Origin of the sequence: Butyrivibrio sp. NC3005, assembly GCF_000424545.1 — a bacterium.
Lineage (GTDB): Bacteria > Bacillota > Clostridia > Lachnospirales > Lachnospiraceae > Butyrivibrio.
Genome location: NZ_AUKC01000067.1, coordinates 1 through 13,351, shown reverse-complemented (window position 1 = coordinate 13,351; position 13,351 = coordinate 1). Strand labels below are relative to the sequence as shown.

Sequence of the window (13,351 nt, the reverse complement as noted above, 5' to 3'; positions counted from 1 at the left end):
GCAAGCTCATTCATTCTCTGAAGCATATCTGTAACTTCGTTCAAAGCACCTTCAGCTGTCTGTACTACAGAAATACCGTCCTGTGCGTTAGCAGACGCCTGATTGAGACCTCTGATCTGTCTTCTCATTTTTTCAGAAATGGAAAGACCTGCTGCGTCATCAGCTGCTCTGTTTACTTTATAACCGGATGAAAGCTTTTCACTTGACTTTGCCTGATTTCCAGTTGTAATTCCGAGCTGTCTCTGTGCGTTCATTGCTGTGATATTGTGTTGTACTACCATATTGGTTTCCTCCTTGAATTTAACGGCGGCATCCTTACCACTCGTTTGTTAGCATTACATGCCTGCTGGCAGCTGTGCAATGCTCTGTTGTTTTACACTCTATATATCGGAGGCACTTTCGAAAACTTAACCCTTTTATCATAAAAAAATATTTTTTTGATTTTCACTTATTTTTCTGATATTTTAATAAGAGAATATCACGTAAAAAGAGCCGCTTACGCGGCTCTTTAAAATAAACTCTGTTATGAGTTTTAAATTACTGAAGAAGTGAAAGAACACCCTGTTTACTCTGGTTAGCCTGTGCAAGCATCGACTGACCTGCCTGTGCAAGAATATTGTTGTTAGAATATCTAACCATTTCAGCTGCCATGTCTGTATCACGGATAAGTGATTCAGCAGACTGTGTATTCTCAGCAACGTTATCGAGGTTCTTGATTGTATGCTCAAGTCTATTCTGAATAGCACCAAGGTCTGAACGCTGTTTAGATACTGATGCAAGAGCTGTCTTTACTGTATCAATAGCTGATCTTGCTGAGCTTGAACTTGTAACAACAAGTGATGCAATACCGATACTTGAAGCTGTCATAGCAACGATAGAGATGTTAATGTTACTGTCTGCTATATTTTCAGAACCAACCTGGAGGTTCTTATTTGTGAACGATCCATTGAGAAGGAACTGATTATTGAACTCAGTTGTAGATGCTGTACGATCAATCTCAGATTTCAATGCACTAATTTCCTGCTGAATATAGCCGCGGTCTGTACTTGTCAGAGTATCGTTGGCAGCCTTAACTGCAAGCTCATTCATTCTCTGAAGCATATCTGTAACTTCTGCAAGAGCTCCTTCAGCTGTCTGAACTGTTGAAATACCATCTTGTGCATTGGAAGATGCCTGGGTAAGACCTCTAATCTGTCTTCTCATTTTCTCGGAAATAGCAAGTCCTGCTGCGTCATCAGCTGCTCTGTTAATCTTATAACCTGATGAAAGTTTCTCACTGGACTTAGCCTGGTTTCCAGTTGTAATTCCGAGCTGTCTTTGGGCATTCATAGCCGTAATATTGTGTTGTACTACCATAATTCTTTTCCTCCTTGAGTGGGCTTCGCATCCGTGCTACCGTTTTTCCTTTACTGTAACATGCCTTTTGCGGAATCCTTTCCAAGGCGGTTTATTTTGTTACTGTTAATGTGTTACTCTGCTAGCAGTAACTATTTACTAATTATTTACACTTTATGTATCGGTGACTTTAAGAAAATCATAACCTTTTTATATGAATTTTTTTATTGATGATATTCTTTTTTCAAAAAAATTCATATAAATTCTATTGCTTTTCGTCCATAAACATAGATTCTTCTACTTTTGAGCGATTCATATTCTGGTAGTAATTCATAGAAGCTCTACTGCTGTTTCTTACTCCTTTTAGCTTCTTCCTTTCATTGGAAAAGAAGGTATCAGCAAGCTCTTTATTGGCATGTTCCTGAAGTTCAATTGTATTTGTAAGATCCATTATGTCTCTAATCTGCCCCTGCATATGAATTATCTGATCTTTATACCTTTCTTTGTTATCATTTATTTCGTTTTTTAAATTGTCAAACAAAGAGGTAAATCCATCATTAAGCACATCAAGCTCATCTGCTATCTCTGATTTTTCTTCTACTATTTTGTCAAACGCCTCCTGATCTACCTCATTATCTTTAAGCTGAACTGACAATATGTTATACTGCTCTTTATTTTTCTCCTGAATCTGCTTTAACAGTTCTATTTTTTTGTCCAGACTGTCTTTCATCATTTCAAGATACGATTCAGTTTTTACCACTTTTCCCATGCTTACTCCCTTCAATGCTGATATTAATAGTTCCATTTTTCAAATATTCTTTGCAAAAAATAAGCAACGGACACTATTTAGCATCCGCTGCTTACTTACTTTAACTTCAAGTACTACATCCTTGTAGATTTAATTGTTTTTTGGATGAAGTCCATTCTTTATCATCACCTGTTTCCATGTATCTCTAATCGAAATCAGGTGTTCTTTGACTTCTTTCAATATCTCTGTATCTTTCTTTATATTAGCCTCAACAAGTCTTTGATACAGATATACATACATGTTCTCAAAATCCTGCGAAACCTGATATTTTAAATCTAAAGTTTCTCTGAGATACGTTATGATTTTCTCAACCTTTTGTATATTAGTATTCGCATCTGGAACGTTTTTCTCATCTACTGCCATGATTGCAAGTTCGGTAAATTTAATTGCTCCATCATAGAGCATCAGAGTCAAATCCGCTGGTTGGGCTGCTAAGACTTTATTCTTAGAACTATTTCCATACTGAGCCATTGCCTTGGCATACGCCGCATTCATAGATGACATAGAATATCCTCCATATTACAATTAGGTTCCGCCGCCAAAGAATCCTGAAAGTGAAGATGATGTGGAATTCAACTTAGCCATAAGTTTTTCCATTCTGGCAAACTTATCATAATAGAAATCCTGCTTGGCAGTGAGAGCTTTCTCAGCATTGGAAATCTGGGTATTGTAATCGCTATACTGTGAAGCCATAAGCTTATCTTCGTAAATTGTATATGCACTTCTATACTTTGTACCAGCCATAAGCTTATTCATCTTGCCATACAAATCCTGTGACAGGTTGGTAAAGAAATCTGTTACCATATCCGGATCTGATGCTATCATTGCTGCAAGCATATCATCTTCAGAACTAACTGCTGCATCATCTTTGTCACCATTTATATGGAAAGAATTTCTTTCATTCTCAGTAGCTTTGTAATAGCTTAGTGTATTGATTCCAAAGCTTGAAAGTGATAATTCTTTTTCTATTCCGTCTTTATTTGTAATTTTATAACTGCCGTTCATAACTTCTCTCATTGCCGATTTGAGAGTATAAAGTGTTTCATCTTTACTGAACAGACCGTCTTTAATTTTCTTTTCCCAATCTTTAACATCATCTTCTGACATCTGCTTCTTCATGTCATCTGTGAGCATGTTGTATTTCTTAGCAGAATCAGAATTATAAAGCTTATCAAACTCATTAACTAAAGCATTGTATTCTTTGAAGAAATTCTTCACCATATCGTAGATTCCGCTTGTATCATTGGTCGTTGATATAGTAAAGGTGTCATCTGTCTTCTCTTTAGCTGTTATAGTAAGACCATTTACTGAGAAGACATTATTCTTGGAAGTATACTGCACTCCATTTAATGTAATCTGTGCATCTTCGCCGCGTATATAATTGCCGCTGTCAAGTCCAAGTGCACTTACAAGTGCTGATGAACTTCCTGCTGTATCCAGTTCGAATGAGGCGTCTTTTCCTTCTTCTTTTGCTCCAATGTAGAAACGCTGTTGTGTTGCATCATAGTTGGCACTGATATTCTTGCCGCTTGTAGATGCTGTTGAACTAATCTTGGATGCAACATCTCTTAATGTCATATCAGAAGTAACATTAATTTCAATTGTGTCAGCATCATTTCCACCCATCTTAAACTTAAGCGTTCCATCTGCTATTCCAAGGCTTGCAAGTGTTGCACCTGCGTCATTTCCGCCTGTTACCTGGCCACCTGTAAGATACGCACTCTTTGCAAGTTCATCAACTTTCATAGTCTGTGTTGTATTCATTGCAACAGAGCTTGAAACAATTGAAACAGCACTGCTATTAGAAGCCTTTGTTACTTTTTTATTAAATGCATCTGAAAAGCGAAGTGGTGACAATGTGGAATTAAAAAACTTTGTTACTTTTGAATTAAGAGTTTTCCATTCATCACGTTTCCACTGTAGTTTCTTTTGATTTCCTTTAGTTTTATCAACCTTGTCCTGATACTTTTGAGTTAACGCGGTAATAAGACTTTCTGTATCAAGACCGGAGTTTAATCCAGTTATTCTGTTTGCCATGCCTTACCTCTTTTCTCGCAAATCCCTTTGCGCAATAACTATATCGGTCGTCCCTGACCATTTTTGTACTTTTCCCCTAGAACTTTTTTATTTTTTTTCATCCACTGCAATTCCTGCAATCTCCCACACCTTTGCAATCAAATCAAGTGTCTTTTCTGGTGGAAATTCCTTTATTACTTTCTTCGAGTCTTTATCAACAATTTTAATTGTCACACGATCGGTTTTTTCATGAATTCCAAATACAGCCTCAGTATTAGCATTCAGCCTTTTATTCATTTCAAGAATCGCATCATGAATCTTTTTATTATTCTTTTTGTTTTGTTCTTCCGATACTTGAACTGACTGCTCAATAGCATCTTCCTGTGCTTCATCTCTATCAGAAAAGACATTTTCCTGCGTTGACGATGGTGTCTGTGTTGCCTGTTTTATTGTCTGGATTTCCTGAGCAAGCTGGTCTTCATTGCCAGCAGAATCCGGTGCTAGTCTGCCATAATGTTGCGATTCTTCTACTCGAACTTTCTGAAGCCCTAGCTGCTGACTTTGCATGACATTCAGGCTCTGTGTAATATCGATTGCCATTCTAAATCACCTCCATGGCATTTTGGGGTCTGATTAAACCTACTTTGCTCTGTTTCTACTAGTTTTATCGGTACCATGCAGATAATGCTTTAGCTTTTTCAAAAGAAAAAAAGCCATATTTACAATAAATTAATACTGTAAATACGGCTTTTTATAAAATATTTATAATACTTTCATTATTCTCTTATAAGTTTGGAAATCATGATTAGATATCCACCCATCTGTCTTGCATAATTATCCGGATCTAAACAATCCTCTATGATAAGTTTCTTCATAACACCCATACCTGTATAGGATATCATATCTGCTACCTTCATAAGATTAACTCCATCCTTTATTCCTGAATAAACAACATTCTCCAACATATTTCGATAAAGAGTCTTATACTTTTCAATAGTCTGAGTAAGCATCTCATCTTCAATATCTTTTTCTTCCAATATCTGTTCCATGAACAGCTTCATATACGGATATTTTCTCATTATGCTGGTCTCGCCTTTTAATATTCCGAGCTGTAATGCAAAAAAATCACTTTCGTTTTCATGAACTTCCGACTTAATCTCAAGTTCCATGAAACGATAACTGTAATCTATCAAAAAAAGATATAGCCCCTTTTTATTAATAAAATAATGGAATAACAACCCTTTACTAACTTCCGCAACTTTGACTATTTCATCTGTACTTGCATGTTCATAACCATATTTTGCAAAAACCTGTAATGAGGCGTTAATTATTCGATTTTGCCTTTCTTTTTTTAAATCAAAAAACTTTTCATTCACAACCTCACCCTCCCAACTTATCAACTAACCTGTTACACTAATATCTTTTCTGACTATTAATGCGTTTATCATATCAATTATACTAAAATCTTTCTAAAATGTGTTACTTTCATGTCATTTTATCTTTTCGATATTTAAAAAATGTATTACAATTAAACGGTGGGTTTTATTTCCCAAATGTTTTTAATGCATATAGCATAGGAAGGTGGAAGATATGTCTAAATCTAACCATGGCTTTGGTAAATTCGTATTATTCTGTGCAGCTGCTCTTTGCTCTGCTGCAGGTGTATATTACTACTTTAACAAAAAGAATTCTGAATTTGATGATGAATTGGAAGATGACGATTTCGATGATTTCGATGATTTTGATACAGATGAGGAATCTTCTGTACGTGCTCGTCGCGGATATGTAAATCTTGATCGTAAGAGCGATGAAGAAAAAAGCGCAGATTCTCATGATTCATCAAACGTAGCTGGTGAATCTGCAAAGACTGAAGAATTCTTTAATGACGAAAAGAAAGAAGATTAATTATTTATTTTTTTTAAAAAAGAGCTTCTCAAAAGAGAAGCTCTTTTTGCTTAATCGTCTTCTTCGTCAACACCTTTCTTTTCCTGAATAAGATCTTTCAAATCTCGTGCCTTATCCTTAATTCTGGATGTGGCTGATCTTGATGTCAGAATTGAACTGATAATCTTTCCTGCCTTATCATATTCTTCATTCTCAACATATAAGGCAGCAATAAGATAATCAAGTGTTATTTCATTCATTCCAGCTATTGGAAAATCTTCTGACTGCTTTGCCTGAACAAATCCATCCTGAGCATTCTTTAGAAGTTCCTTTTCCTCTTCTTTAAGCTGGGCTTTCTTTTCAGGAGTATATTCTGGCTTTGCCATCATATTTTCATCCTGCAGTATTCCTCTTATAAGCCACGCATATCGAAGACACAAATATGCCTTTTCTGACGCTTTGGCATTCTTTACTATAGCATTTGCAAGAGCAAGCTGATAGCGATCAAGCGCGTCATCATACGTATATATCTCATATTTCTTATCTATAGGCTTAAAATTGGAACTGATTTTAGCTGCAACTTCTTCTTTCTGACGCTTTAATATAGAGTCAAAATAACGTGCAAGTGCAGCATATCCACATTTAGGACATGCTACAACATCATATTTGATCATGTCGACTTGTTCATACACTGGTCTAAGATCCGTCTCTACTGCCTTTACGTGTACTTTTCCTGCGCGTACTGTAAGCGTATTAAACTTATTATCGCAGACCGGACAAGTGCAGCTTTTCTCGAAGAGAACATCCCTCTCATCGAATGGAGTCGGTGCAACTTTTACCGCCTCCTTTTTTGTAACTGTTTCCTTTACCGCCTTGTCATCGAAAACTTTTTCGTCCTTCAAATTGCCAAGTCCGAATTTCTCAAGTCCAGAAAAAATAGACATCCTTATCTCCTTTTCTAATCAAAACACAAAATATGTGAAGTTAACTCTTATATCCATATATTCGGTTAATCTTCTTCAACATTTAATAATAAAAAAATATTTTTTATTTCACTTTGCAGCTGGAAGTTTAAATGAACTCTTAAGTGAAACAATTCGGTTAAATACCGGATTTCCTTCCTTTGAGTCCTTGCTGTCTACACAGAAAAATCCGTTTCTAACGAACTGGAATCTGTCACCAACTTTAGCCTCAGCAAGCTGTGCTTCAACCTTTGCATCCTTTAATACTGTCTCAGAATTAGGGTTAAGGTTGAGACTTCCATCTTCGTTGTAAACGCCCTTTTCTTCATCTGTAAGATTCTCATACAGGCGAACTTCTACTGTCTTTGCATCTGCTGCAGCTACCCAGTGAATAGTTCCTTTTACCTTACGTCCATCTGGACTATCGCCGCCTCTTGTTTCAGGGTCATATGTGCAATGAATTGCTGTAATATTGCCATTTTCATCCTTGTCACAACCTGTACATGTAACATAGTAAGCATTCATAAGGCGAACTTCATTGCCAGGGAACATACGGAAATATTTCTTTGGAGGGTTCTCCATGAAATCTTCTGCTTCTATATAAAGCTCACGTCCAAATGTTACTTCTCTTGTTCCAAGTTCCGGATTTTCTTTGTTATTCTCAACTGTTACTTTTTCTGTTTTTCCTTCTTCATAGTTGTCTATTATAAGTTTCACAGGATTAAGAACAGCCATCATTCTCTTTGCCTTAGGCTTCAAGTCTTCTCTTATGCAGTATTCAAGCTCTGCCATTTCTGCAGAGGAATTTGCTTTTGAAATACCAAGCAGATTAACAAACATGCGAATTGACTCTGGTGTATAACCGCGGCGACGAAGTGCTGCAATTGTAACAAGGCGTGGATCATCCCATCCATCAACTACGCCATCTTCAACGAGCTTTTTAATATAACGTTTACCTGTTACTACATTTGTAAGATACATCTTTGCAAACTCAATCTGACGAGGTGGATTAGCAAATTCACACTCTTTAACAACCCAGTCATAAAGCGGTCTGTGATCTTCAAATTCAAGCGTACAGATAGAATGTGTAATTCCCTCCATAGCATCTTCAATTGGATGAGCAAAGTCATACATTGGATAGATGCACCACTTATCACCTGTTCTTGCATGTGTCATATGTGCAACTCTATAAATAATAGGATCACGCATGTTGATATTAGGAGAAGACATATCAATCTTGGCACGAAGTGTCATTTTTCCATCTTCAACTCTTCCACTCTTCATTTCTTCAAAGAGTCTTAAGTTCTCTTCTACACTTCTATCACGATTTGGATCATCTTTTCCAGGTTCTGTAAGAGTACCTCTATATTCACGCATTTGCTCAGCTGTAAGTTCAGACACATAAGCTTTTCCTTTTTTAATAAGGAAAACTGCTTTTTCATACATGTCATCAAAATAATCTGATGCATGGAAAAGTCTATCTTCAAAGTCAGCACCAAGCCACTTTACATCTCGCAAAATAGCATCCATGAACTCTGAACGCTCTTTTGTAGGATTAGTATCATCAAAACGAAGATTAAACTTGCCGTTGTATTCATCAGCAAGTCCAGAATTTAAAATAATACTTTTTGCATGACCAATATGAAGGAATCCGTTAGGTTCCGGAGGAAATCTTGTATGAACGTGATCATAAACTCCCTCTCTTAAATCTTTATCAATCTCCTGCTCAATAAAGTTTCTTGAAGGAGTGTTGTCTTTTTCTTCTATGGAATTGTTCACTATTTCTGCCATATCTATTATCCTTACCTTTTCTTAATATGCTTTTAAAAGTGTAGCACCTTTTCAAATTATAAACAATACAAACCATCTGCCGCAATTAAAATTGACATTGCTGCCGCTAATATCAGGATTTTATTAGAAAAAACCTCATTATTATAACTTAAACCTCTATTCCTTAAATCTGTATTTTGATGCTTTCCTTTACTATTTTTATCACTAATATTTGGATTATTTTTTATTGCTAAAATATTTTTTTCCTTATGCCCTTGGTTAATAAAGCATAAACCCTTGCTATTATATGCTGCAAGCGCAAACGAGGCAAATAGTACCGGTATTAAACTAACTCCGGATACGAGGCTACCTTCAAATACTATTACCATAACTGATAAAATAACGAATGAGATGATTTTTGTTATCACCCTTGATGTTAACTGCTGCCTATTGCCGTTTGTATCACGAATTGCGAAGCTTTTACTTATTCTGATAAAACTTACTACTGCACATAGCAGCATTACATACATGATAAAAATAAGATTATCTCTTTCATTTCCATCATATAAAACAATATCATGGAGAAATACATCTATCTTTTGCGGAAAATTCTGCGCATTGAAAGTAAATGCATTTCCAATATAGATACTTCTAATGAGTACTATAAAAACATTAACAGCTATAAGAATTCTTCTCTTATTATCATCGGCAGTTTTATAAGTTTTTAAACATATCCATAGGCAGGTTATTATTAATAATCCTCTTCCTGAAAAAGAAAATGCTGAAATAATAACAGATGGAAGAAGTGCAAATACTTTTACGAAGTCCACTATCTCCACATTATTTTCATATTTCTTTAGAATAATGCTCAAAAATATGAAAAACATTAGAAAGTTAACAATCCATCCGCAAGCAAAAATCATTTGATACGGCATTTTCAAAATTCGCATTAGGCTTACTGCCAAAACTGATGGAATTTGGAACACATCGCTAATCCACTTATTTCCTGTTATTGTATAAACTGTACTTTCTTTTATTTCACTGTGTGACTGCTGATTATCTTTACTAACCTGACCAAAGTTTCGATCTTTCCAAAACCTGCATATGGGAACATCATATGACATGTATCCGTTATTACGTATTCCGCTTTCATCAATCAGCACATGACCATCATTTCCTTTATACTCTTTTGAAAGAATCACACTTGATGTTGCATATGCTTTCGAAAAACTTTCTGTTTCTAAATTTGTTTGCAATTTGGGCATTAGAAACAGAAAAATCACAGCTTCCAATACAAAAACTGTTTTGAAATAAACGCTTTTCTTTAATCCGCCAAAAATTGCTATTCCAAGTGATATTATCAGCATCAAAACAAGAGCAAAGCTTATCCTGTTTATATCATAGCTGTCACCATATAAAAGAAATGATAAATGGTCAACTTTAGTTCCGTCCTGCAAAAAAGCTGTATAAGTTATCTTATAGCTTTTTCCCTCTTCAAGTGCAAATGGAAGATTAGAAAATGAGCTGTTAGGTACATAGGTAAAGCCGTTTGTATGGATTTTTAAATTATCCATACCACTTTCCAAAAGTACATTTCCATCTGTACCCATTATGTACAAATAAACAGATGCACCATCATCCTCCAATTCTTGGCTTATCTTTAAATCATTATTATTTACTACTATAGTATTAATCGATGGAATAGTAGCTGTAAAAGTCCCCGTCCCATCTTCTATTGATATTTCTCTATATCCTTTTGCTCTATCCTTTAAAAAGATTCTCCATCCTAATAGAAGAAATATAGCAATGAAGCAAAAGACGAGAATTTTTCTGAAATTGTTTTTTATCTTTTTCATCAATCCAATTTTCATCCTTCCATTGCTATTCCAACAAACTTAAAGAAGATAATAAGTACGTTCATCACGACAAGTCCATAGATAAGAAGCGTATTACCTGACAGGCTTGTTCTTTCCTTTAAAAATGAATTAACCTTAAGTGATACCTTTTTGGAACCTAATGCAAATGGCAAAAAGATATAAAAAGGAATAAAATACCTTCCATGAAGTCCTGCTATTGTTCCTATATCATACTGATTTACTGAAGTAAAAAGAAACAAAAAGGCAAAATACAAAACAAAATTTCCCATCATAATCATTATGACTGAAAAGATGCGCATCTTCTTGTTTATAACAAATTCATTCTCATCAGATGCATTGTTTTCATAAAGCGTAGTAACCATTACAAGCATGAATATTGCAAATACAGCAAACATCAAATAAGACGGAACATAAACATTGTAAAATTCTCCGCTTATAGAACGTTCAAGATATGCTGATGCATTTTGATAAAACGTTTTAAAAAATACAAAAACTGTATCTAAAAAGTTATGTGCTACATATCCTATTGTATAAGTTGTAACTTCTCCGTTTACACTTCTATAATCAACATTTTGGGTTGTCAGATAATTCAATACTTCTCTTCCTCTTGCAATAATCATAACAGCAAAAAGAAGTACTCCGGAAATAATACTCCCCCAGAAAAGTCTTTTATCCTTCCACTGAGAAAATGGAATCACCAATACTGTTAATACCAATATGACATATACATACTTTATAGGTGCAAACGCTACCAATATCATCAGTAATATTATAATATCTTTTAGTTTCATTCCGCTTTCTTTTTCTCTTATATAGAAGCAGTAAGCAACAAACAAGAGGCAGAATGAGATATTCCATACATCATAAGAGTATGAACAACAAAGCCATACAACAGACGGAAGAAGACATATTGCTGCTATTGTATTTTTCAGTTTAGGACATATTCTCATAGCAAGAATTGCCATAAGCGCCAAAAATAGTATATTACTTAATCTTCCAAAACAAATGACAAACTGATATGGCAAATGCATTACTCTTGCCAGTGTCATACCTAAAAAGCTTGGCAAAAAAGCATAAAACGGCATTGGAAATGCGCTGGATAAATATTTCTGCGTTGTAGTGTTTTCTTCTACATTTCCATAGTCATAGTCGGTATAGAAATGATACAAATCCTCTATTGTAACAAGTCCGTCCATACGTCTTACGCCGCTTTGATAAAACGGAACTTCAAAATTTCCTGTTTGCTCACTAGTATGAAGAACATAATTTCCTAACAGATAAGATCTTGACATATGGAAAATCTCATCAGGTACGCACAATGGTTTAATGGTAACGTTATAGAGGATACCTAGCAAAACCATCATTATCGCAAAAAATGCATAGAAACTTTTTGTTTTTTTTACTGTTATATGTACAAAAAAAGCCACAAATACTAATATTAACACACAAACAAAAAAATAATAACCAAGTATTGATATAGCATCTCCGCCGAGAATCAGCGTTATATGACTTGCCTTGCTACCTTCTGAAAGACATTCAAATGAATAAGTCTTTCCTTTGGACAATTTCAGTTTTTCCTTGTATTTGGTTATATCTTCCTTGTGGGTAATCCCATTTTCACCGATTTTGTCTGAAGATAACTTGTAATTCCATATCTTTTTGCCTGAATCATCATAGATATTGATATCTACTGTATCTCCTTGTACAGGATTTTCTTTTCCATCATATACTAATGCAATTTCGCGAATATCCTCGTATTTTGCTGTAAAAACCTTCTGACTTTGACTTTCAACTATCTGCATATGATTTATTCTGATATTTCTAAGCTCGCAAAACCAGAACAAAACCATAAAAAAAACGATACAGGAAAATAATATAAAACTTTTATTCTTCTTCATATTATTGCTGCAAACTCCAATCTTTTAATGTTCTTACATTCACTTATCTGTAAGCATTAACTTTATCTTCTAATTCTCTTATCCTCTTTTCAAGCAGCGCATTTTCCTGAGTAAGTCTCCTGATTTTTTGATTCTGTCTTGATACAATAGATGTTATTGACATTAAAATCATCATAATAAATCCTATACAAAACAGGAAAAATCCATTCATATACCCCTGAATCCCAAGCATTCTGAGCATATGAAGAAGTAAGCCTGGAAACAAAACCAGAATAAACATGCAGATTCCGCTAAAAATCCACACAAGAGTATATTTTAATGATAAAGATTTATCTTTTAATAGTTTGAGTATAATCGCAAAATAGATAATAAGCACAACTATAAGTGTTACTCTAAGTGTACTTCCAAGCATCATTTTATAATCCTTTCCAATTGCTATCCGCGCAAAAAAATCATTAACAAAAATCTATAGGTTATTGTTTTTATATAGTCCGTTTTACTGTTTGTATATTTCGTCGCAGACACGCTTTCGCTTGATTATAAACGTAGTGGTACGTAATGCGCTAAAAAACAGCGCATAAGTAAATGCGGCATAATTTAAACACTTTTAAATTATGTCGTCTGCCGTAGGCAGATTTAAAGGCATTATTTATGCCTTTAAACCCCAGACCAACGTTTATAAACAGTTCTGCTCATGAAATATTACAAGCCAGCAAAACTAATCTACTAAGTATTCATAACAATAACCGTACCAGACCAAAATTTGTCGTCAAGAGAAATTTTGTCCTGCGAAGCAGGATT

The 13,351-nt window shown here is 34.9% G+C and carries 13 protein-coding genes; 1 reads left to right on the top strand and 12 read right to left on the bottom strand.

Annotated elements, in window-relative coordinates:
- From G634_RS0114110 to G634_RS19395, 7 genes are all read right to left on the bottom strand, one after another.
- On the bottom strand, positions 1-281 hold a 281-nt coding region (locus tag G634_RS0114110), incomplete at its 3' end, for a flagellin N-terminal helical domain-containing protein (RefSeq protein WP_026505822.1).
- Positions 282-537: 256 nt separating this feature from the next.
- Complete coding sequence (locus G634_RS0114105) at positions 538-1,356, bottom strand: flagellin N-terminal helical domain-containing protein (protein ID WP_026505821.1); 819 nt, start codon at positions 1,354-1,356, stop codon at positions 538-540.
- A 244-nt stretch (positions 1,357-1,600) separates the two neighbouring features.
- Positions 1,601-2,104: a hypothetical protein gene (locus G634_RS0114100; RefSeq protein ID WP_026505820.1), complete on the bottom strand. Its 504-nt coding sequence runs from the start codon at positions 2,102-2,104 to the stop codon at positions 1,601-1,603.
- A 129-nt stretch (positions 2,105-2,233) separates the two neighbouring features.
- A complete protein-coding gene (fliS, locus tag G634_RS0114095) occupies positions 2,234-2,647 on the bottom strand; it encodes a flagellar export chaperone FliS (RefSeq protein WP_242826822.1) in 414 nt (137 codons plus the stop codon).
- 21 nt (positions 2,648-2,668) lie between these two features.
- Positions 2,669-4,180, bottom strand: coding sequence for a flagellar filament capping protein FliD (gene fliD / locus G634_RS0114090; protein WP_026505818.1), 1,512 nt, complete (start codon positions 4,178-4,180; stop codon positions 2,669-2,671).
- 87 nt (positions 4,181-4,267) lie between these two features.
- Positions 4,268-4,759: a flagellar protein FlaG gene (locus tag G634_RS0114085; RefSeq protein ID WP_026505817.1), complete on the bottom strand. Its 492-nt coding sequence runs from the start codon at positions 4,757-4,759 to the stop codon at positions 4,268-4,270.
- Positions 4,760-4,935: 176 nt separating this feature from the next.
- The gene (locus tag G634_RS19395; protein WP_051234047.1) at positions 4,936-5,535 is read right to left on the bottom strand and encodes a TetR/AcrR family transcriptional regulator; all 600 of its coding nucleotides are present in this window, start codon (positions 5,533-5,535) and stop codon (positions 4,936-4,938) included.
- Positions 5,536-5,749: 214 nt separating this feature from the next.
- Between G634_RS19395 and G634_RS0114075 the strand changes: the two genes are divergently transcribed.
- Positions 5,750-6,064 carry a hypothetical protein gene (locus G634_RS0114075; protein ID WP_026505816.1) on the top strand — a complete coding sequence of 105 codons (315 nt, stop codon included), beginning with the start codon at positions 5,750-5,752 and terminating at the stop codon, positions 6,062-6,064.
- A gap of 50 nt (positions 6,065-6,114) precedes the next feature.
- Here G634_RS0114075 and G634_RS0114070 read toward each other — a convergent pair whose 3' ends face one another.
- The 5 genes from G634_RS0114070 to G634_RS0114050 form a co-directional block, all read right to left on the bottom strand.
- The gene (locus G634_RS0114070) at positions 6,115-6,987 is read right to left on the bottom strand and encodes a DUF2225 domain-containing protein (protein WP_026505815.1); all 873 of its coding nucleotides are present in this window, start codon (positions 6,985-6,987) and stop codon (positions 6,115-6,117) included.
- Positions 6,988-7,095: 108 nt separating this feature from the next.
- Positions 7,096-8,796 (bottom strand): glutamine--tRNA ligase/YqeY domain fusion protein, encoded by a 1,701-nt coding sequence (locus G634_RS0114065; RefSeq protein WP_026505814.1) that lies wholly within the window; start codon positions 8,794-8,796, stop codon positions 7,096-7,098.
- 56 nt (positions 8,797-8,852) lie between these two features.
- Positions 8,853-10,631: a hypothetical protein gene (locus tag G634_RS0114060; protein WP_155830601.1), complete on the bottom strand. Its 1,779-nt coding sequence runs from the start codon at positions 10,629-10,631 to the stop codon at positions 8,853-8,855.
- An 11-nt stretch (positions 10,632-10,642) separates the two neighbouring features.
- A complete protein-coding gene (locus G634_RS0114055; RefSeq protein ID WP_026505812.1) occupies positions 10,643-12,550 on the bottom strand; it encodes a DUF2142 domain-containing protein in 1,908 nt (635 codons plus the stop codon).
- A 43-nt stretch (positions 12,551-12,593) separates the two neighbouring features.
- Complete coding sequence (locus G634_RS0114050; RefSeq protein ID WP_026505811.1) at positions 12,594-12,965, bottom strand: DUF2304 domain-containing protein; 372 nt, start codon at positions 12,963-12,965, stop codon at positions 12,594-12,596.
- Positions 12,966-13,351 lie beyond the last annotated feature (386 nt).